The following is a 20,471-nucleotide window of genomic DNA, read 5'->3' as shown; positions in this document are numbered from 1 at the left end:
GAGGGTAACGCCCGGCCCCGACAACGCACGGGCACTCCACGGATGCCACAGGCATGTGGACGGCCCGGTGCGCGAACTGGAGCGCGCACCGGGCCGAACGTCGGGCGTCGGCAGACCTCCTGCCGACTCACCCTTCGCGGATGTCACCGCCGTGCGGCATCGACGCCACGGCTTCGCGCAGACGCTTCTCCTTGGCCTCCGCGATCTCCGACGCGCTCGCGCGGTAGGGACGGATGCCGTCGGCGGGCACGTGGCCGAGGCGGCCGCGCTGGAAGTCCTCGAACGCCTCGATGACCTCGGCCTTGGTGTTCATGACGAACGGGCCGTACTGCACGACGGGCTCGCGCAGCGGGCGTCCGCCGATGAGGAGCACCTCGAGCGACGGGGTCTCGACGTCCTGACGATCGTCGGCCGTCAGCGTCAGCAGGTCGCCCGGGCCGGTGACGATGGTCTGGCCGGCCTTGATCGGACGACGGTCGCGGCCGATCGACCCCGAACCGGAGAAGACGAAGACGAGACCGTTGTAGGACGCGTCCCACGGAATGTCGGCGCGGGCGCCGGCGGCGATGGACGCGTGCGCCATCGTGATGGGCGTGCGGGTCGAACCCGGACCGCTGTGGCCGCCGATGGAGCCGGCGATGATGCGGATGAGCGCGCCGCCGTCGTGCGTCGTGATGAGCTCCGAGTCGCCGCCCTCGAGGTTCTGGTAGCGCGGGTCGGCCCACTTCTCGGCCCTGGGCAGGTTGACCCAGAGCTGGACGCCGTGGAAGAAGCCGCCGGAAACGACGAGCTCAGCAGGGGGCGTCTCGATGTGAAGCACGCCCGAACCAGCGGTCATCCACTGCGTGGCGCCGTTCTCGATCATGCCGCCACCGCCGTGGCTGTCCTGGTGCTGGAAGCGGCCGTCCATGATGTAGGTGACCGTCTCGAAGCCGCGGTGCGGGTGCCAGTCGGTGCCGCGCGGCTCGCCCGGCGCGTAGTTGACCGCGCCCATCTCGTCCATGTGGACGAACGGGTCGAGCTCGGCGTGGGTCAGGCCGGCGAAGGCACGGGTGACGGGAAAACCCTCACCCTCGAAGCCCTTCGGCCCGGTGATCTGGCGGCGCACGGAGCGCTCGACGGCCTGCGGGCTCGCCTCGGGCAGGGGCGGCAGCGTGAGCGTGTCTGCGTTGACTGCGGGCATTGGGGGCCTCCTCGGTGGCCGTGAAGTGTTGGCGCTTCCTCAATGTAGTTGAAGTTTCAACCATTCCGCCAGTCCTGAATGAACGTCAGATGACGATTCGATGCCGATCGCCTCGCAAACGGATTCGAGGGCCGAAACCTCCCGCAAGATGGTCGGGCACCCTCCCCGCGCCTGCGGCGCAGCCGAATCCGAAGGACACCCCCAACCATGTCGAGCTCCCTCGTGCGCCGATCCGCATTCACCGGCGTCCTCGCCCTCGCGTGCGCCGGCACGTTCGCCCCCTCCGCGCTCGCCGCTGCGCCTGTCGACTCTCTCGACGGCGACCTCACGCCTCTGACGCTCCTGGGTACCAACGACTTCCACGGCCACTTCACCAAGGACTTCGCTTGCACCGTGGCGTCGGCGAAGGCCGAGTACCCGGACGCGTCGTTCATCTCCGCGGGCGACAACGTCGGTGGCACGCCGTTCGAGTCGGCCTCGCAGCAGGACAACCCCTCGATCGACTTCCTCAACGCTCTCGGTCTCGAGGCCAGCTCGGTGGGCAACCACGAGTTCGACAAGGGCTTCGACGACCTGACGGGCCGGGTCAGCTCGCGCGCGAGCTGGACCTACCTCGGCGCCAACGTCTACAAGAGCGGCACCACGACGCCCGCTCTGCCCGAGTACAAGGTGCTCGATGTCAACGGCGTCAAGGTGGCCGTCGTCGGTGCCGTCACGACCGACACGCCCAACATGGTGGCCGGTGACGGCGTGGCCGGCCTGACCTTTGGCGAGCCGGTGGCTGCCGTCAACCGCGTGGCCGCCAAGCTCAAGGACGGGAACGCCGCGAACGGTGAGGCCGACGTCGTCGTCGCCGAGTACCACGAGGGTGCGCCGGAGGGCGGCGAGGCCACCTTGTCGTCGATGCAGGCCGCGAGCCCCGTGTTCAACAACATCGTGACGAAGACGAGCGGCGACGTCTCGGCCATCTTCACCGGTCACACCCACCAGCTCTACAGCTGGGACGCGCCTGTTCCCGGCGCTGAAGGCACGCGCCCGATCATTCAGACCGACTTCTACGCGAAGTACCTCGGCGTTCTGCAGCTCGGCTACGACAAGGCGAGCGGCAAGGTGACGCAGTACAAGGTGACGAACCGGCCGGTGAGTGCACCGAGCGACGCGTGCACCTCGCTGCCCGCGTACACGGCTGCTGCCGCCGTCGTGGACTCCGCCAACGCCCGCGCCGAGGAGATCGGCAAGCAGGTCGTCGCCCAGAGCAGCGGTCCGATCACCTCGGCGCTCAAGGCGGACGGCAGCCGCGACGACCGTCTGGCCGAGTCGAACCTGTCGAACCTCATCGCGCAGAGTTACGTCGACTCGCTCAACAAGCCGGGCCGCACCGGCAGCGTCGAGATCGGCCTCATGAACCCCGGCGGCGTGCGCGCCGACCTCGTGCCCGACGCGTCCGGCAACCTCACCTTCGCGCAGGCCGCCGCCGTCATGCCGTTCAACAACACCGTCGCAACCCGTGAGGTCACGGGCGCAACGCTCGTCAGGATTCTCGAGCAGCAGTGGCAGCCGGAGGGCAGCTCCCGCCCGTTCCTCAAGCTCGGCCTGTCAAAGAACGTGACGTACACGTTCGACGAGAAGAAGCCCGCCGGTGAGCGCGTCACGTCCGTGCTCGTCGACGGCAAGCCGCTGGAGGAGTCCACGAGCTACACGGTGGCGTCCAATTCCTTCCTCATCACCGGTGGCGACAACTTCACCGCCCTCAAGGAGGGTGGCGCCGTGAGCGATTCCGGCCTCATCGACCAGGGTCTGTTCGTCGAGTGGCTCAAGGCCGCGAGTCCGCTCTCGCCGAGCTACGCCAAGCAGTCGCTCTCCGTGGTGGACCAGCCGACGAAGCTCACCGCGGGCAAGGAGGCGTCGTTCACCGTCTCCGGCTTCGACATGACCAGCAAGGACGCGCCGGCCAACAAGAGCGTCGAGGTCTTCGTCGACGGCACGTCCGTGGGCACGTTCCCCATCACGACGAGCTCGTCCACGACACCGCCCTACCCGGCCAACCACGGCACGGCTTCGGTGAAGTTCACGGTGCCGGCCGACGCCTCGGGTGATGCCCTCGTCACCTTCAAGGCTGCGCCGACCGGCACGAGCGGCGGCTTCCCCGTCACGATCGAGGGTGGTGCGCCGACGACGACCCCGACCGACCCGACCACCGAGCCGACGGACCCGACCACGGGACCCACGGACCCGACGAGCGAGCCGAGCGACCCCTCGAGCACGAGCGAGCCGAGCGACCCGTCCACCACGGACGAGCCGACGGCGTCCCCGACGGACGGTACGAGCACGAGCGGTGGCGGTAACCCGTCATCCTCCAGCACCTCGACCACCGGCCCCAAGGTCGAGACCGACGGGATGAGGAACGAGCAGGCCGTCACCGGCCTCGCGGGCCTCGGCCTCCTGCTCGTCGCCGGCATCGGCGCCGTCGTCGCTCGCCTGCGTCGCACCGTCTGATGTCTCCTTGCGGCTGACGCCGTCGCTCTCCGCCCCGCACTGGCTCACGCCACGGTGGGGCGGAGGCGTGAGCGCAGCGCGCCAGAGTTGGTGGTCGAGTTCCAGCGTGTCGACGCCGAGCATGCAGGCGGCCCGCGTCATGACCGCAAGGAGCTCGGTCTCCGGTGCGGCGGCCGCACGCCGTCCGAGGTGACGCCGGACGAACCGCCGCGTGAGCGGACAGACGAGGGGATCGTCCAAGCCCGCGGCCAGCAGCAGATGCCGCCAGGTGAAGCCGCTCGACTGGCCGGTGACGGCACACCACGCTCCGCGCAGCACCTCGTCCCGAGCACGTTCGACGAGGTGGTCGGCGGCCCACACGTCGTAGTGGCGCAGCACCTCGGCAGCCTCGGCGATGACGTCGGCCTTGTACGGGGCGTCCTTGCGCAGCACGACCCGATGGCTCGTCAGAACCTCAGTGCGCCACCGCTCGGCTCCGAGCTCGTCCATCGCGCCCCGGAGGACGTCGAGGTCGCCGTCACCGAAGCGGTCGACGAACCTCGTGACGGCGTTCTCGACCGTGACGGAGGTGACGCGGGGCGTCATGATCGCGTCGATGACTGAGGAGGCGAGCCCGGCCCGTCGAGGTGCCGCGCGCCATTCGCGGGGGTCGCCTCGCTCCTGGCGGATGCCCGCCGCGAGCAGCAGGGCGTGCCAGTCGAGGTCGTCGTCCAGACAAGCTGAGGTGGCGTGGCGTGCGTCCGGGAGCGCTGGGCTGGTGCGGAGTTCATCCGGCTCGCTGCTCACCAGGACGAGGCGGGAGGTTTCGGTTCTCGGGTCCATGAAAAAAAGCGTGGCCCGAACTGACCAACCACGTAAGGGTCGCGTGGTGCGGCCTGTGGAAGGGCCCGCTCGAGCCGATCGAAGAGCGCGATTCCCGCGCTGCTTGTGGACACCGAGCCTGCAGTGCGCAGCCGCGCTGCGAAGAGTGAGTGTGCCCGGGGCGCATCACACAAAGGGGGGAACGGGAGCACGACCCCGGGCACGTCATTGAACGTACAACTACTTTTTCAGAATTCCCTCTCATGCGACCTGCCGCGGCCAAGGGTGGCCTCGCGCGGTGGGCGACGCCCTACTGTGGACGCATGAGCGCACCGAAAACAGCTCCCCTCACGGGTGGCCGAGCACTGCGTGTCCTCATCGTCGACGACGAGCCCGGGCTCGTCGACTCTCTCACTGCGGGTTTCCGCTTCCAGGGGTGGGACGCCGAGTCGGCGCCCACCGGGGAAGTGGCCGTCGCCAAGTGCCGCATCAGCGAACCCGATGTCGTCGTCCTCGACATCGGTCTTCCCGACATCGACGGCTTCGAGGTGCTCGCTCGGTTGCGTGCGCTCAACCCCGAGGTCGGCGTCATCTTCCTCACGGCGCGGGACGGCGTCGACGATCGCGTTGCCGGCATCCGCCTGGGTGGTGACGACTACCTGACGAAGCCCTTCAGCCTCGAAGAGGTCATCGTGCGAGCCGAGGCTCTCGTGCGCCGTCGCGGCCTCACCGCAGCGGCGCAGGGCGATCACCTCGCCGTCGACGACCTCGTCATCAACACCTCCACCTTCGAGGTGGAGCGTGCGGGCGTGCCCATCAAGCTCACCGCCACGGAATTCGCGCTCGCCCGCCACCTCGCGGAGAACGCCCGTCGGGTGTGCTCGAAGCAAGAGCTGCTCTCGGCCGTCTGGGGTGAGGACTTCGCCGGCGGCGAGCACGTCGTCGAGCTCTACATCTCGTATCTGCGCAAGAAGATCGATGCCGACGGGCTCCCGCTCATCCGCACCGTGCGGGGCATCGGGTACACGATGCGTCCGGGCGCATGAGAGCACTGCGCAGCTTCTTGCCGCGCACCCTCGAGCGTCGCATCGTCACGCTCATCGTCCTTCTGGCGCTCTTCGTGACGGCTGTCGGCACCAGCGTGTCGGTACTCGTCACCCGCACGGTCATGCACGACTCCATGGATAGGCAGTTGCGTACGGCGGTGTCCCATCCCCAGGCGAGCGTGCAAGAACTCGCGTCCGAACTGCCGGGCGGAAGCCTCGCGTTGTGGCAGACCGGCGACGACGTCGACATCGCGGCCGTCGGTGAGGACCGCACGGTCACTGCGGCCGATCGCGACGAACTCGGGCGTCTCGTGCAGGGGCCGCCGGGGCTTCACTCGGTCACGTTCCCCGACCGGGACGAGATGCGCGTGCTGGTCGCCGTAACACCCGAACGGCGGGTTCTCGTCGCGACCTCCGACGAGACGACCGAGCGTGACCTCGCCAAGCTGGGACTCTTCGAAGGGGTCGTGTGGCTTCTCGCGGGCCTCCTGGCCGCCGGCGTCGGAGCCCTCGGAACGCGTCGGCTCACGCAGCCCCTGCGGGAGATCGCGGCCACGACGTCGGACATGGCGGCCACACCGGTCGGCTCGGTGACGGACGCCGTGCGCCGACGCGTCCCCGAGGGGGAATCGAGTGTCGAGGAGGTCGATGCGGTTGCTCGCTCGGTCAACAACCTCCTCGAGCAGGTCGAGGAGGCTCTGCGACGGCGCGACGAGGGGGAGGCCACCCGGCGCGCCTTCCTCGCTGACGTCAGTCACGAACTCCGGACGCCCATCGCCGTCGTCCGCTCGCACGCGGAACTGTCGGGTTCGATCGTCGACGACTACTACGCCAGCATGTCGCACGTGTGGCCTGCGCGCCTGGAGCCCGGCGAGAAACTCACTCCGGCCGAGGCCGATGAACTCTTCGCGGCCATCACGGCGCTCGCCCCGGAGGGCAACCAGCTGCGTCCGTCGCTCGAGCGCATCGAACGCGAGGGGCGGCGCATGGGCCGGCTCGTTGACGACCTGCTCGTTCTGGCGCGCGTCGAGGACGAGCGTCAACTGGACGACGCGGAGGTCGACGTCACGTTCATCGCCCTCGAAGCACTCTCCGACGCCACGCTGCTCGCGCCGGAACACCGGTGGGCGTTCCACGCCGGTGACGAGCCCGCCGTCGTCGTCGGTGACGAGGCGAGCGTGCGTCGCGTCGTGACGAACCTCGTCGCCAATGCTCGGCGGCACACGCCGGCCGGCACCGACGTCGGTGTCACGGTCGACGTGCGAGACGGTGGAGCCGTGGTGCGGGTGGAGGACAACGGTCCGGGCCTGCCCGAAGCTGTGGCCGCCTCTCCCGGAAAGAGATTCGGTAACCGCGACCGCACGAGCGCGACGAGTTCGGGGCTCGGTCTGGCCATCACGACGGCCCTCATGGAATCCGTCGGCGGGCGCCTCACTTTCGATTCGAGCCCGGACGGCCTCACCGTCGAGGCCTGGTTCCCCAACGAGCGTCCCCGCTCAGACCAGCGCGCGCCCGAGCGCCATGCCGACGAGAACCGCAGAGACGCAGACGAGCACTGACGCGAGGACGTAGGCCAGAGCCATCACGCCGCGGCGCTCGCGCACCAAGCCGATCGCTTCGACGCTGGCCGTCGAGAACGTCGTGAACCCGCCGCACACCCCTGTGACGACGAAGGCGGTCACCGTAGCGCTCGTGTTCAGTGCCGCGACGAGGCCGAGCACGAACGAGCCGACCACGTTGATGCACAGCGTGGCGATCGGCCAGGTGCGGCGGGAGCGCAGCTTGATCTCGCCGTCGGTCACCGAACGCAGCACCGCGCCGAGCGCGCCGCCCAGAGCAACGAGAAGCGCCGTCATGCCCGCCGCCTCGAGGTGGCGGCAGCGCCGACGACGGCGCCGAACGCGGCGGCGAGAAGACCGCACGTCACCTGGAGCGCGGCCCAGCCCACCCCGACGCCGAAGCCCCTGTCGAGCGTTACGGTGTCGTGCGCGAAGGTGCTGTACGTCGTGAAGGCACCACAGAACCCGGTGCCGAGGACGAGGCGTACGGAGCGGCGTGTCCCGGTGTCGGGTCCGCTGCGGGTCAGCGCTTCGAGCAGACAACCGAGCACGAAGGCACCCGCGATGTTGACGACGAACGTCGCCCACGCAACGTCACCGTCGGCGTGGGGCAGCGCCTCGGCGACGCCGAAGCGGGCCGCCGCGCCGAGCGCCCCACCGAGCGCCACGAGAGCCACCGCGCGTGGATGGCGGTGGGCGGGGCGGGCGTCGTCGGGCATCGTGGGTCAGCGTAGAACGTCCATGCCGACGCGCGGGCGCGGACACGAACGAGCGGCCCGACGCGCACCGTGCGCGCTCGGGCCGCTCCCTCAGACGATCGGTTGCGTCACTTGGCGTACGAGACGATGACCGACGGGCGCGGGAAGGCGTCCGTGTGCGGCCACGTGCTCGTGGGCTTCTCGAACGTGGCGTCGTCCGTCTCACCCGGGTGCTGCACGGCGGTGAAGACCGACAGCTGGTCGGGGGAGACGAGCGGGCCACAGGTCTCGGCGCCGAAGGGCACGGTGAGGAACTGCTGCACGCGTCCGCGCTCAGGGCCCTCGGTGGGCACCCGGAAGAGGCCGTCGTTCGAGCCGAGGACGTTGCCGTCCGTGGAGATCCACAGGTTGCCCTCGGCGTCGAAGGCGACGTTGTCCGGGCACGAGATCGGGCTGACCTGCTCCTTCGGGAAGCCCGCGAAGTAGGTCTCCTGCGCGGCCGGGTCGCCGCAGATGAGCATGAGATCCCACGTGAACGACGTCGCCGTCTTACGGCCCTTCTCGGTGATTTCGAGGACGTAGCCGTTGCGATTGCCCGACTTCGCCGTCAGCGGCGCACCGAGCGACTCGCGCACCATCGACGTGCCGAGCGGGTTCGCCTCGTCCGTCGTGAACTTGTTGCCACGGTCGGAGTTGTTCGTCAGCGCGCAGTAGACCTTGCCGTTGACCGGGTTCGGCTCGATGTCCTCGGGGCGGTCCATCTTCGTCGGGCCCACCTTGTCGGCGGCGACGCGCGTGTGGATGAGCACCTCGGCGACGCTCATGCCCGGCACGTAGGACTTTCGGTCGCTCGTGAGCGGGATCCAGGTGCCGGTGCCGTCGTGGAGGCCGTCAGCGGTGCCGTCACCGGTGAACTTACCGACGTAGAGGGTGCCGGCCGACAGCAGCGCCTTGTTGTGGCGGCGCGAGTGCGGCGAACGGTCGCGGCGGTAGCGGTCGCGAGAGACGAACTTGTAGATGTACTCGCCCTTCTCGTCGTCACCGGTGTAGGCGACGACGCGGCCGTCCTCGGCGATCGTGACGTTGCAGCCCTCGTGCTTGAGGCGCCCCAGCATCGTGTGCTTGACCGGCGGCGCGCTCGGGTCGAGCGGGTCGAGTTCGACGACCCAGCCGAAGCGGTTCGGCTCGTTCGGGGCCTTCGTCAGGTCGAAGCGCTCGTCGACGTCCTTCCAGCCCTTGCCCTTGCCGTTGATGCCGTAGCGCGCGTACGCAGCGGACTGCGTCGAGTCGAGCGAACCGGAGGCGTCGAAGTAGCCGTGGAAGTTCTCCTCACCGTGCAGGGTCGTACCCCACGGCGTCGTGCCACCGGAGCAGTTGGCGAACGTTCCGAGGATCGTGCGGCCGCGCGGGTCGGCCTTCGTGCGCAGCATCGGGTGGCCTGCGGCGGGGCCGTCGACCTGGTGCGGCGTGGACGCCGTGACGCGACGGTTGTAGCGCGAGCGGCGCGGGTCGACCGTGTGCCACGAACCCTTCTTGCGGCCCTTCTCGATGGCGACGACGGCGAGGCCGTGGGCAGCCATCTCGACCTTCTTCTTCGTCAGCTCGTCCATGCCTGCGGGGAACATGAGCTCCGGGTCGGTGTACTCGTGGTTGACCGACAGCAGAGCGCGGCGGCCGTCGAGCGGGATGAGACCGACGTAGTCGTTGTTGTAGCCGAACTGCTGGGCCTGAGCCTCCGGCGTCTGCTTGTAGGCGTTGAACCTGGGCGCGCGTGCCGTCACCGGGTCACCCCAGCGGATGACGACGTCATGGGTGAACTCGGGAGCGTTGACGACGTCGTCCTTGCGGTTGGGCGCGACGGAGGTGAACTCCGTCGTTCCGACCTTCTTCGGACCGCGGTGGCCATGGCCGTGGCCGTGCCCCTTGCCGCCTGCTGCGGCCGGCGAGGCCGCGAGGCCGCCGAGAACCATCGTTCCGGCCGTGGCCTTGAGCACCGAGCGGCGAGCGATGGCGCGACGGGCGAGCGTCGCGAACTCCTCGTTCTCCGACGTGTTCGGCGTCGGGGCGTCGCACTGGTTCGCGCAGCGGTACTCACACGTCTTGTAGCTGCGCGAGCCGTGACGAGTGTTGACGAGGGGAAGCAGCTTCGGGCTCACGGGAGACTCCTGGTGCGTTCGGAAATGGGGCGAGGGCCAGGGGCATCCGCAGACGCCCACGGGCAGCGATCCTGTGGCGTGCAAGCGCTCGGCAAGTGACGTGAGAGCAGCCGTGAGGTGAACTGCGCCAAAGCATTCCGTGACTGAGGTTCGCCTAAGACATGAACCTGAGCGCCTGTCGTGGCAGGGTGGCGAGCATGGACGAAAACCAGCAAGGCGGGCTCGCCGAGCGGCCCGTCGAAGACCCCGAATCCGCACATCAGAACGGTGAGGACGGCGCATCGCCCGACAAGGGCTGGATGGCTGTCGTCACCGATGGGTGCGACGAATGCGGCTTCTCGCCGGACATCGACGTCCAGACGACCGGGAAGCGCGTTCGCGCGACCATCCCCAAGTGGGAGGCCGTGCTCGACCGCCTCGACGCGCCGCGTCGTCCGGCTCCGGACGTGTGGTCACCCCTCGAGTACGCCTGCCACGTCCGTGACATCAACGCGCTGTACCGCGGCCGCCTCGACCTCATGCTCGCGCAGGACGACCCGACGTTCCCGAACTGGGATCCGGATACGGTGGCCGTCGATTCGCGCTACGGCGAGGACGACCCGGAGGGTGTGGCCGAGGCCTACCGCCGTGAGGCGACGCAGACGGCCGACCAGTGGGACGCCGTCAGGGACGACGAGTGGGGTCGGCGAGGTCTGCGGGACAACGGTTCGACCTTCACCGTCGCGACGTTGGCTGTCTACTTCCTCCACGACCTCGAGCATCACCTCAAGGACGTGAGCGCCTGACGGAAGCGTGCTGCGTCGCCCTACAGGCAGGTGGACGCTCGAACGAGAACGTGAGTAGGCGACGGGAACCGGGCGGTTCCCGTCGCCTCCTCATGTTGGTTCGGCTCGCAACGGCTTGGTTCGGCTCGCAACGGCAAGCTGATCCGCGGCGATCAGCCGTTGACGCGCGCCCACAGCCGTGGGTAGCGACGCTTCATCTCCTCGTCGTCGTCGAAGTCGAACTCCTCGCCGAGGTCGGGTTCGTCGGGGATGTCGCGATGCAGCGGCATCTGTTCGCCCGTGACCTCCTCGTAGGCGACGAAGGGCGCGCCTTCGAGTTCCTCGCACTCGTAGGCGTTCTCGTCGATCTCGCCGTCGGGCACGAGATCGACGAGCGAATCAGGATCGTCGATGACGGCGTCGAACGCTTCCCTGCTTTGGAGGATGAGCCAACTGCGGAAGTAGTCGAAGCTGTCGTCGCTGCATCCGCCGAGCAGGAGCGAGATGGCGCCCCAGACGTCCCACGAATAGGCGTCGTGCATGAGTTCGCGATGGCGCAACCACGCGTCGGCGATCTCGTCGGCGCCGTGCTCGGCGAGCGCGGTGACGAAGGCGTCGGCCTTCTCGTCGCAGTCGCCGTCCGGCACGGCGTCACGTGCCTGTTCGATGAGTTCCCAGTACTGCGTCCGGTCCATCGTGTGCTCCCGAGTCGAGGCTTTTCGTCAGGCTACGACCGCGCTCGTGCTCGTGGGAAGAGGGTGAGGTGACAGCTCGGTCTCGACTTTATCGCTGGGTCTGACGGCTTCAACCGCGCGCAGCGGCCGGAGCGTGGGCGTGCTCGTGGTCGAGGAGAAAACGCTTGGCTTCCTCGCCCCCGAGGTAGTTGCCGTAGCCGCCGTCCCTGCGCACGACGCGGTGGCACGGCAACACGATGGGCAGCGGGTTGGTGGCGCACGCCGAACCGACGGCGCGCACCGCCTTGGGGCGCCCCGCGTTCGTCGCCACCTGGGCGTAACTCGCGGTGGTGCCGTACGGGATGTCGGCGAGCTTGCTCTGTACCTCCCGCCGGAACGGTGCGCTCGACAGGCGCAGGTCGGTGCGCGTCTCGAAGTTCGAGCGCACGCCCGCGAAGTACTCATCGAGCTGACGGCGCAGATCGTCGGCCGGCGCTGCGGCCCGCAGGGTGCGGCGTCCGACGCGCTCACCGAGGCTCTCGAGCACGACGTCGAACCCTTCGCGCTCGAACGCCACACGGACGAGGGCATCGCCCGCGAGGGCGAGCAGCAGGGTGCCGACGGGCGAGTCGTGAGTGCACCAGACGATGTCGACGTCGCCCGAGCCACTCGCCGCGAGACGGGTGGCGAGCCTCTCGGTGTCATGGGTTTGCGCGAAGGCCGCGAGGCGCTCCTCGAAAGCGGTTCCTGCCGGTGTGGATGTCATCGGGACTCCTCGGTGGGCGTGTCGGACGGCACGAGGCGAGCTCGCAGGGCGGCGACCGCGTCGGAGCCGCAGCGTCGCGCAGCAGCCGGGCTGCAATCGAGTTCGGCTGCAATCTCACCGAAACTCCACCCCGCCACGTACCGGTGGACGATGACGAACCGTTGCCGCGGCGTGAGCGTCACGACGTGCTCCCACACCTCGTCCGGGAGCGCGAGCTCGTCGGCGCCCGGAGCGTGGTCGCGACCCAGCACCCCGAGGAGGTCGGCGTCGTCGATCGGTTGCTCTCGCCGACGGCCACGCAGGACGTCGATGCAGCGTCGACCGGCGACCCGCACGAGCCACGCCTCGACGTTCGCTACCCCGTCGAAGGGGTAGGCCCTGAGCGCCGAGACGAAGGTCTCCTGCCACGCGTCTTCGGCGTCGGGGCCGGGGCCCAGGACCGAGGCGCACACGGCGAGCACCGCCGAGGAGTGGGCCTCGACGATCTCGTGGAAGAGCGCTTGGTTCGTCATCACCGGGTAGTCGCGCGACGGGGCCGAAGTGTGAGGTCGCGGCGGAAAGAAATCTTCGGCATGGCGGATCGAGCGATCAGAACAGGCGCGTGGCGCGCTGTTCGTCGCTCTCCTCGTGGGCGAGCAGCCACCGTTTGCGCTCCAGCCCACCCGCGAAGCCGGTGAGCGAACCGTCGGATCCGACGACGCGGTGGCACGGCACGACGACGGAGACCGGGTTGTGCCCCACGGCCTGCCCCACACCCTGGGCGAGCCCCGGCGTGAGTTCACCGTCGTCGCTCAGGGCTGCGGCGATGGCGCCGTACGTCGAGGTGCTTCCCGGTTCGATGAGGAGCAACTGCTGCCACACGCGCTGCTGGAACGTGGTGCCCACCGGCGCGAGCGGCAGGTCGAACGTCAGGCGGTCGCCGGAGAAGTACTCACTCAGCTGTCGCGAGCCCTCCGCGAGGACGTCGTCGCCGGTGCCCGTGACGTCGTCGCCGAACCACGCGGTCTCCGGCTGGTACTTCTGGCCGTCGAAGTAGGCGCCGACAACGGCGTCGGCGCTCGCGACGAGGAGCAGATCGCCGAGCGGCGTCGTGATGCGGGTGTGCCGGCGCGAGGGGCTCATCGGCGCTCCTCGATGGCGCCGGGCGGAGTCGGATCGCCGCCCGCAGCACGCTCGGCGTGGAAGCGCTCCCACGGAAGCCACTTCCGCTCGAGTGCCACCTCCGCGTCGATTCCGGCACGCCCGGCGAAGACAAGCACCATGGCGAGCACGTCGGCCACCTCGCCCTCGAGGTCGGTGCGCAACTCGTCCGGGCTCTTGCCGCGGTTGCGCCCCTGACCACTCAGCGCGAGGTGCGCCTGGGCGAGTTCGCCGACCTCCTCGGTGAGTTTGAGCAACGTCCACTCGGGCGTGCGCTCGACGCCGTAGTAGTCGCCGTAGCCCGCCGACACGCGTTCGACGCGCTCACTCCACTCACCGAGTTCCATGCCGTCATGCAATCACGCGGCACCGACAACGCCGGCCCCGTCAGCCGAGGGCGAGTTGGAAGGCGTCCTCGGACCGCTTGTCGAACAGGACGAATCGGACGAGGTCGACGTTCTCGCACGAAGCTGTCTGGACGGTACGCACGGCGATGCGAGCGACCTCGTGGACGTTCCAGCCGTACACGCCGGCGCTGATGGCGGGGAAGGCGACGGACCGGCAGCCTGCCTCGTCGGCCACCCTCAGCGATTCGCGGAAGCACGACTCGAGCAGCGCCGGGTCGGTCTGGCCGACGTGACGGTTCGGGCCGACCGTGTGAACGACGTGACGCGCCGGCATCCGACCGGCGCCCGTGATGACGGCTCGGCCCGTCGGGAGGCCGTCCGGGTAGTCGCTCGCACGCACCCGCCTGCACTCCGCGAGGAGGTCGGGACCGGCTGCGGCATGGATCGCTCCGTCGACACCGCCACCCCCGAGCAGACTCGAATTGGCGGCGTTGCCGACGGCGTCGACGTCCTCCGTCGTGATGTCGCCCAGGGTGATCTCGATGCGTGGTGTGGCCATGGGTTCATCGTGCGCCAGACGGGGCGGTCGTCGTCAACAGTGCATTGCCCGAGGCGGGTGCGCGAAGGTGATCTGCGCGACACCGGAGAGGGTCGCTGAGAGGCTCGTCACGCGGGTAGCGTGGCAGGGTTGACGTATGGGGTGAGAACCCCGTGAGAGCGAGGGGCGAACGATGACGAACGAATCGGTGTGGGCGGGTTCCTACGCCCCGGGTGTGCCGCTGCACCTCGACTACGGCAACGAGACGCTCGTCGAGCAGTTCGAGCGCGCCGCACGCAAGTTCAGCGACCGCCCCGCCATCGACTTCATGGGGCAGGTGACCTCGTACGGCGATCTCGCCCGTGACGTCCACCGCGTCGCCGCGGCTCTCGTCGAGATGGGTGTCGAAGCCGGTGACCGCGTCGCCGTGCTCCTTCCCGGCTGCCCCCAGAACATCGTGGCGACGCAGTCGATCATGCGCATCGGCGCCGTCGCCGTGCAGCACAACCCGCTCTACACCCAGGACGAGCTCAAGGCGCCGTTCGCCGATCACGGCGCGCGCATCGTCATCGCGTGGGACAAGATCACGCCGATGATCGCCGACCTCGCGCAGACCACCGACATCGACACCATCATCTCCGTCGACGTGACGAAGGCGCTGCCGTTCGCGAAGCGCCTCGCGCTGCGCCTGCCGGTCGCGAAGGCGCGCGCCTCCCGCGAGAAGCTCACCGGCCCCGCGCCCGACGGCGTCATGGCCTGGCAGAACCTGCTCACGTACGGCGACCTGCCGATCTGGCACCCGCGCCCGAGCAAGGACGACGCCGCTGTCATGCTCTACACCTCGGGCACGAGCGGAACGCCGAAGGGTGTGCCGCTCACGCACGCGAACCTCGTGGCCAACTGTCTGCAGGGCAAGGCGTGGGCGCAGCTCGAGGACGGGCGCGAGACGTTCCTCGTCGTGCTGCCGATGTTCCACGCGTACGGCCTGACGATCTCGGTGCTCGCCGGCATCAACCTCGGCGCGTGCCTGCTCGTGCTGCCGGCGCCGGAGGTGCCGCTCATCGTCGAGGCCATCAAGCGCCGCACCCCGACGTTCGCTCCCGGAGTTCCGCCGCTGTACGGGAAGATCATCGAGGAGGCCGAGAAGCGCGGAGTGAGCCTCGAGGGCATCCGCATCGGTCTGTCGGGTGCGATGTCGCTGCCGGTCGACCTCGTCGAGCGTTGGGAGCAGGCCACCGGCGGCCACCTCATCGAGGGCTACGGTCTGACGGAGACGAGCCCCGTCGTCGTCGGCAACCCGATCTCCGCCGACCGCCGCGCCGGCTCGATCGGAGTGCCGTTCCCCGACGTCGAGATCCGCCTCGCCGACCCCGAGGACGTGACGAAGGACGCCCCCGCCGAGGGCCCGGGCGAACTGCTCGTGCGCGGACCCCAGGTGTTCGGCGGCTACTTCGGCCGCGCCGAGGAGACGCGTCAGGCGTTCCACGACGGCTTCTTCCGCACCGGCGATGTCGTCGAGATGGGCGAGGGCGGCTACCTCACGGTTGTCGACCGCATCAAGGAAATGATCGTCACCGGCGGATTCAACGTGTACCCGAGCGAGGTCGAGGGCGCCCTGCGTCAGCACGAGTCGGTCGAGGACGTTGCCGTTGTCGGCATGCCTGCTTCGGGCGGTGGCGAGGACGTCGTCGCGTCCGTCGTGCTGGCCGAGGGGCACAGCGATGTCGACGCGAAGGCGCTGCGCAGTCACGTCAAGCAGACACTCACCGCGTACAAGGCACCCCGCCGCTTCGTCGTCGTCGACGAACTGCCGACGAACCAGATGGGCAAGGTCCAGCGCCGCGACGTGGCCAAGCTCGTCGAGGAGAAGGAAAAGGCTGCCGACGCTCGCTGAGCCGGTGATCAGGTGCGGCGCGCGATGACGACGGCCTGAGGTTCGCGCTCGCCGCCGACTGCCGGACGCTCGAGCCGTGCGATCACCTCGAGCCCTACCTCCTCGAGCGCAGCTGACATGTCGTCCGGCGTACGCAGGTACCGAGTGAGGACGATGTCGTGGCCCCGTTGTCGGTAGGCGCCCGAGGCGTCGCGTTCGCCCTCGCCCGCCTGGAAGGCGACGAGGACGCACCCGCCGGCGCGCGTCACCCGCGCGAGCTCGGCGAGCATCGTCGGCAGGTCGCTGTCGGGGTTGTGGATCGTCGAGTACCAGCTGAACGCTCCGTCGAACGACGCAGTGTCGTGGGGGAGCGCGGTCAGCGTCCCGACGTGCGTGGTGAACTGCGCGTGATCACGGTGCGCTCGACGAATCATGGCCGGTGACAGGTCGACGCCCTCGACGTCGGCTCCGAACCGGGCGAGCAGCGGCAGCATCCGGCCAGCTCCGCAGCCTGCGTCGAGCACCCGCGGGCGCGCACCGTCAGCGCTGGTGAGCAGACTGACGAAGTGCTCGATCATGGCCACGTCGACCGGCTGCTCGGCCTCAGTGGCGCGGAAGTGATCGGCGTAGAGGTCGGCCACGTCGTCGTAGGCGGCCCGTACGCCGTGCTCTTTTGAGGTCACGCGAGCGAGGGTAGCGAGCGTTGGGCAGACTTCGGTGCGGTTGGGCCGAGGCGGGCACTGCCCAGCCGCAGGTGAGTTAGCCCAACGCCACGCGAAACCTCTGAACACTCGCCGCGGGCCCGCCCACCGAACAGGTGAGCGGGCCCGCGTCAGGCGAAGCGTGGGCGATCAGACGCCGGCCGGCTTCTTGCCGTCGCCGAGGTGCTCGCCTTCGGCTTCGGCGTTCGCGACGTCGTGCGCGTGGAACGGCAGCTCGTCGTGGTCGAGATCCGGGTTGTCGTGCTGGGTCTCGACGAGCTCCTTGGCCTCTTCCTCGCTACCGACCGTCGGCATCGAACCGGGCAGCGGCCTGCGCGCCGACTCCTTCATGCCGATGAGGGCGATACCGCCGAGGACGGCGAAGAACATCGTGTAGAGCGCCGGCGACGCCTTGCTGCCCGTCAGCTTGACGAGGGACTCACTGATCGTCGGGGCGGTGCCGCCGAAGAGCGAGACGGCGATGTTGTACGACAGGGCCATGCCGCCGAAACGCGATGCCGTCGGGAACAGCGCCGGAAGCGTCGAAGCCGACATGGCGACGTAGAACGTCACGGAGAACGCCAGCATGAGCATCGAGAGCCACACGAGGCTCTTGTTCTCCATCATGAGGTACGCGGGGTAGGTGAACACCAGGGTGGAGATGATGGCGATCCAGTACACCGGCTTGCGGCCGATCTTGTCCGACAGCTTCCCCACGAAGGGGACGGCCAGGGACAAGGCGATGAGGGCCGGGATCGTCGCGGTCGCAGCGCCGAGTGTCGTGTAGTCGTGGTTGGACTCGAGATACCCGGGCATGTACGACGTGAGCGAGTAGCCCGCCGTGTTCGTGGCGCCGACCAGGGCCATCGCGATGAGCAGGGGGCGCCAGTGGTGCTTGACGATGCCGATGAGGCCGAGCTGCGTCTGCGACTCGTCGATCTCGTCGTGCTTCTCCGCGGCCGCGTTGGCCGCCTGCGTCGATTCGAAGGTCGGGGACTCCTCGATCTTCATTCGGAACCACAGAGCCAGCAGGCCGAACGGGATAGCGAGCAGGAACGGCACACGCCAACCCCAGTCGAGCATTGCGTCGTCGCCGACGCCGAAGCTCAGGGCGGCCACGACGGCGGCACCGATGGCGAAACCGAGGTAAGAGCCAGTGTCGAGGAAGCTCGCGAGGTAGCCGCGCTTCTTGTCGGGGGAGTACTCGGCGACGAAGGTCGTCGCGCCGGAGTACTCACCACCGGTGGAGAAGCCCTGGACCATCTTCAGGACGATGAGCGCTGCGAACGCCCACCAGCCGGCTGTGGCGAAGGACGGCAGGAGCCCGATGAGGCCGGTGCCGAGCGACATCGCGATCATCGTGATGGCGAGCGTCTTCTGACGGCCGATCTTGTCGCCGAGCGGCCCGAAGAACATCCCACCGAAGGGGCGAGCGAGGAAGCTCACCGCGAAGACGGCGTACGTGATGATCATGCCGGTGGTCTGGTCGGTGTTCTCCGGCTGGAACACCTTCGTCATCGTGGCGGCGAGGTAGCCGTAGATGCCGAAGTCGTACCACTCCATGAGGTTGCCCATGGTGGCGCCGGAGATGGCCTTCTTGAGGGGGCCCTTCTCGACGACGGTGACGTGGTCGACCTCGAGTTCGGGGTGTGCGCCGTGTGGTCCGTCCCCCACGGACCCGGCTGCTTGGCGGACGTCAGACATCGTTCCTCCTGCGCACACGCGGCGGACGAACCCGAACCGGGGCGCTGGGATAGCGAGCAGTATTCGTTTTGAGCGACCGTCAAGCAAACAGGCGCGGTTGCGACTTGTCCATTCAAGATGGCCTGCGAGGCCGCGAGATTCGCAGGGGGTGCCGTGAGCGACCCAAGGATGGCAACGGAATTCGCGAGTGGTGTGAAGTGCCGCACGCATAGATTGGCGATGCATATTTTCGGGTCGATCACGCGACCGATTCCTCGGCCGACGACGTTCCGGGTGTTCACGGGCCGTGGCGGTGAGTGACCTGCTTCACTCGCGGTTGTTACTCTAGGCCGATTTCGCGAGAGCGCGGGCTCATGGTCGCGTCCTCGGGTCGCCGATTTCCACTTTCGTCAGGAGCCAGCATGTCCACGAGCGTCGATTCGCCACCCCCGATGCCAGGAGGTGAGGGGAGCCTGCCCGGCGGGGCCGGCGACAACGACCTACGCCGCGACCTCAAGGCGCGCCACCTCAACATGATCGCCATCGGTGGCGCCATTGGAACCGGCCTGTTCCTCGCCTCCGCCGGTTCGATCATGGAGGCCGGACCCGGCGGCGCCCTTGTGGCGTACGCCGCCATCGGCTTCATGGTGTGGCTGCTCATGCAGAGCCTCGGCGAGATGTCGACGTACCTGCCGCTGGCCAACTCCTTCGAGGCGTACGGCACGCGCTTCGTCAGCCCGAGCTTCGGCTTCGCACAGGGCTGGAACTACTGGTTCAACTGGGCCGTGACGGTGGCCGCCGAGATCGCAGCGGCCGGCATCATCGTCAGTTACTGGTGGCCGGACGTGAACCAAGTTCTCGTGGCACTCGTGTTCTTCGCCGTGCTGTTCACGATCAACGCCATCAGCGTCAAGGCCTTCGGAGAGAGCGAGTTCCTCTTCTCCTCGATCAAGGTCATCACCGTGCTCGTCTTCCTCGTCGTCGGCGTGCTCATGATCTTCGGCATCATGACGGACGCGCCCGGCGCGAGGAACTGGACGACGGGCGAGGCGCCGTTCGTCGGTGGCTTCACCGGCCTCATCGGCATCTTCATGATCGCCGGCTTCAGCTTCCAGGGCACCGAGATGATCGGTGTCGCCGCGGGTGAGGCCGACGAACCGGAGAAGACGATCCCCAAGGCCATCCGCGCCGTGTTCTTCCGCATCCTCATCTTCTACATCGGCGCTTTCATCGTCATCGGCTTCCTTCTGCCGTACACCGACCCGAAGCTCGCGAAGTCGGCCGACGGCGAGATCACGGCCTCGCCGTTCACGCTCATCTTCGAGAAGGCCGGCGTCGTGGGCGCTGCGAGCCTCATGAACGCCGTCATTCTCACCGCGATCCTCTCGGCGGGTTCGTCCGGCCTCTACGTCTCGACCCGCATGCTCTACTCGCTCGCCCAGACGGGCAAGGCGCCGAGGTTCCTGCTCGAGACGAACAAGAACTCCGTGCCGATGTTCGCTCTGCTCGTGACGTCCGCCGTCGCGGTGGCCTGCTACGGCCTCAGCCTCCTGTCGGAGGACGCCTACAGCTGGCTCATTGCGGCGTCCGGTCTCGCGGGGTTCATCACGTGGTGCGGCATCGCATGGAGCCACCTCAAGTTCCGCCGCGCCTACGTCGCCCAGGGTGGGCGCCTGGAAGACCTGCCGTTCCGAGCCAGGTGGTTCCCGCTCGGCCCGATCGTGGCCCTCGTCATGTGTGCTGCGGTCATCGTCATCCAGAACTCCGACCTCATCCTCAAGGGCAGCGTCGACCCGGGAGGCCTGCTCGAGAGCTACATCGGTCTGCCGCTCTTCCTGGCCGTGTGGGCGGGCCACAAGCTCGTCACGAAGTCGAAGAAGGTCGAGCCCCTGGAGGCCGATCTCACGCGTACGCGCAACCACGACTGACGCTTCCGGTGACCACGAGACCCTCGCCTTCGGGCGGGGGTCTCGTGCATGTGGGGCGGTTGCGATCGGCCCACACACACCCCTGCGGACGTGGTGGGTCGCACTTCGTCGGGATAGC

At 68.5% G+C, this 20,471-nt stretch carries 18 protein-coding genes; 6 read left to right on the top strand and 12 right to left on the bottom strand.

What is annotated here, in order from left to right; genetic code table 11:
* Positions 1-127 precede the first annotated feature (127 nt).
* The gene (locus D1832_RS04775; protein WP_118912856.1) at positions 128-1,183 is read right to left on the bottom strand and encodes a pirin family protein; all 1,056 of its coding nucleotides are present in this window, start codon (positions 1,181-1,183) and stop codon (positions 128-130) included.
* A 207-nt stretch (positions 1,184-1,390) separates the two neighbouring features.
* On the opposite strand from D1832_RS04775, the gene D1832_RS04770 reads away from it, so the two are divergent.
* From D1832_RS04770 to D1832_RS04760, 3 genes are all read left to right on the top strand, one after another.
* Positions 1,391-3,679 (top strand): bifunctional metallophosphatase/5'-nucleotidase, encoded by a 2,289-nt coding sequence (locus D1832_RS04770; RefSeq protein ID WP_118912855.1) that lies wholly within the window; start codon positions 1,391-1,393, stop codon positions 3,677-3,679.
* A gap of 1,124 nt (positions 3,680-4,803) precedes the next feature.
* The gene (locus D1832_RS04765) at positions 4,804-5,526 is read left to right on the top strand and encodes a response regulator transcription factor (protein WP_118913018.1); all 723 of its coding nucleotides are present in this window, start codon (positions 4,804-4,806) and stop codon (positions 5,524-5,526) included.
* Positions 5,523-7,085, top strand: coding sequence for a sensor histidine kinase (locus D1832_RS04760; protein ID WP_118912854.1), 1,563 nt, complete (start codon positions 5,523-5,525; stop codon positions 7,083-7,085). The genes D1832_RS04765 and D1832_RS04760 overlap by 4 nt, the downstream gene beginning before the upstream one ends.
* Here the strand turns inward: D1832_RS04760 and crcB are convergent.
* From crcB to D1832_RS04745, 3 genes are all read right to left on the bottom strand, one after another.
* Positions 7,023-7,382, bottom strand: coding sequence for a fluoride efflux transporter CrcB (gene crcB, locus D1832_RS04755; RefSeq protein ID WP_118912853.1), 360 nt, complete (start codon positions 7,380-7,382; stop codon positions 7,023-7,025). The two genes, D1832_RS04760 and crcB, sit on opposite strands and share 63 nt — an antisense overlap.
* Entirely contained in the window at positions 7,379-7,804 is a 426-nt protein-coding gene (locus tag D1832_RS04750; RefSeq protein ID WP_118912852.1) for a fluoride efflux transporter FluC, read from the bottom strand. The genes crcB and D1832_RS04750 overlap by 4 nt, the downstream gene beginning before the upstream one ends.
* A gap of 107 nt (positions 7,805-7,911) precedes the next feature.
* Positions 7,912-9,939, bottom strand: a complete 2,028-nt coding sequence (locus D1832_RS04745; RefSeq protein WP_118912851.1) for a PhoX family protein — start codon at positions 9,937-9,939, stop codon at positions 7,912-7,914.
* Positions 9,940-10,136: 197 nt separating this feature from the next.
* Between D1832_RS04745 and D1832_RS04740 the strand changes: the two genes are divergently transcribed.
* Entirely contained in the window at positions 10,137-10,724 is a 588-nt protein-coding gene (locus D1832_RS04740) for a DinB family protein (protein WP_118912850.1), read from the top strand.
* A gap of 152 nt (positions 10,725-10,876) precedes the next feature.
* Here the strand turns inward: D1832_RS04740 and D1832_RS04735 are convergent, their stop codons facing one another.
* From D1832_RS04735 to D1832_RS04710, 6 genes are all read right to left on the bottom strand, one after another.
* Positions 10,877-11,398: a DUF4240 domain-containing protein gene (locus D1832_RS04735; RefSeq protein WP_118912849.1), complete on the bottom strand. Its 522-nt coding sequence runs from the start codon at positions 11,396-11,398 to the stop codon at positions 10,877-10,879.
* A 109-nt stretch (positions 11,399-11,507) separates the two neighbouring features.
* A complete protein-coding gene (locus D1832_RS04730; protein WP_118912848.1) occupies positions 11,508-12,143 on the bottom strand; it encodes a methylated-DNA--[protein]-cysteine S-methyltransferase in 636 nt (211 codons plus the stop codon).
* Positions 12,140-12,655 (bottom strand): RNA polymerase sigma factor, encoded by a 516-nt coding sequence (locus tag D1832_RS04725; protein WP_118912847.1) that lies wholly within the window; start codon positions 12,653-12,655, stop codon positions 12,140-12,142. Before D1832_RS04725 ends, D1832_RS04730 begins: the two co-directional genes overlap by 4 nt.
* Positions 12,656-12,731: 76 nt before the next feature.
* Entirely contained in the window at positions 12,732-13,265 is a 534-nt protein-coding gene (locus D1832_RS04720) for a methylated-DNA--[protein]-cysteine S-methyltransferase (RefSeq protein WP_118912846.1), read from the bottom strand.
* A complete protein-coding gene (locus tag D1832_RS04715) occupies positions 13,262-13,630 on the bottom strand; it encodes a MazG nucleotide pyrophosphohydrolase domain-containing protein (protein WP_118912845.1) in 369 nt (122 codons plus the stop codon). The genes D1832_RS04720 and D1832_RS04715 overlap by 4 nt, the downstream gene beginning before the upstream one ends.
* 40 nt (positions 13,631-13,670) lie before the next feature.
* On the bottom strand, positions 13,671-14,189 hold the full coding sequence (locus D1832_RS04710) for an O-acetyl-ADP-ribose deacetylase (protein WP_118912844.1): 519 nt from the start codon (positions 14,187-14,189) through the stop codon (positions 13,671-13,673).
* A 172-nt stretch (positions 14,190-14,361) separates the two neighbouring features.
* Here D1832_RS04710 and D1832_RS04705 point away from each other — a divergent pair, with 172 nt between their 5' ends.
* The gene (locus D1832_RS04705) at positions 14,362-16,062 is read left to right on the top strand and encodes a long-chain-fatty-acid--CoA ligase (protein WP_118912843.1); all 1,701 of its coding nucleotides are present in this window, start codon (positions 14,362-14,364) and stop codon (positions 16,060-16,062) included.
* Positions 16,063-16,070: 8 nt separating this feature from the next.
* On the opposite strand, the gene D1832_RS04700 is transcribed toward D1832_RS04705, so the two are convergent.
* On the bottom strand, positions 16,071-16,724 hold the full coding sequence (locus D1832_RS04700; RefSeq protein ID WP_241510863.1) for a class I SAM-dependent DNA methyltransferase: 654 nt from the start codon (positions 16,722-16,724) through the stop codon (positions 16,071-16,073).
* 168 nt (positions 16,725-16,892) lie between these two features.
* A complete protein-coding gene (locus D1832_RS04695; RefSeq protein ID WP_118912842.1) occupies positions 16,893-18,446 on the bottom strand; it encodes an MFS transporter in 1,554 nt (517 codons plus the stop codon).
* A 401-nt stretch (positions 18,447-18,847) separates the two neighbouring features.
* Between D1832_RS04695 and D1832_RS04690 the strand changes: the two genes are divergently transcribed.
* A complete protein-coding gene (locus D1832_RS04690; RefSeq protein ID WP_118912841.1) occupies positions 18,848-20,353 on the top strand; it encodes an amino acid permease in 1,506 nt (501 codons plus the stop codon).
* The last annotated feature ends 118 nt before the right edge of the window (positions 20,354-20,471 follow it).

Origin of the sequence: Dermacoccus abyssi (assembly GCF_003515945.1) — a bacterium.
Taxonomy (GTDB): Bacteria; Actinomycetota; Actinomycetes; order Actinomycetales; family Dermatophilaceae; genus Dermacoccus; species Dermacoccus abyssi.
Note: the sequence above shows the minus strand (reverse complement) of the source record. Positions and strands in the feature narration are given on the sequence as shown.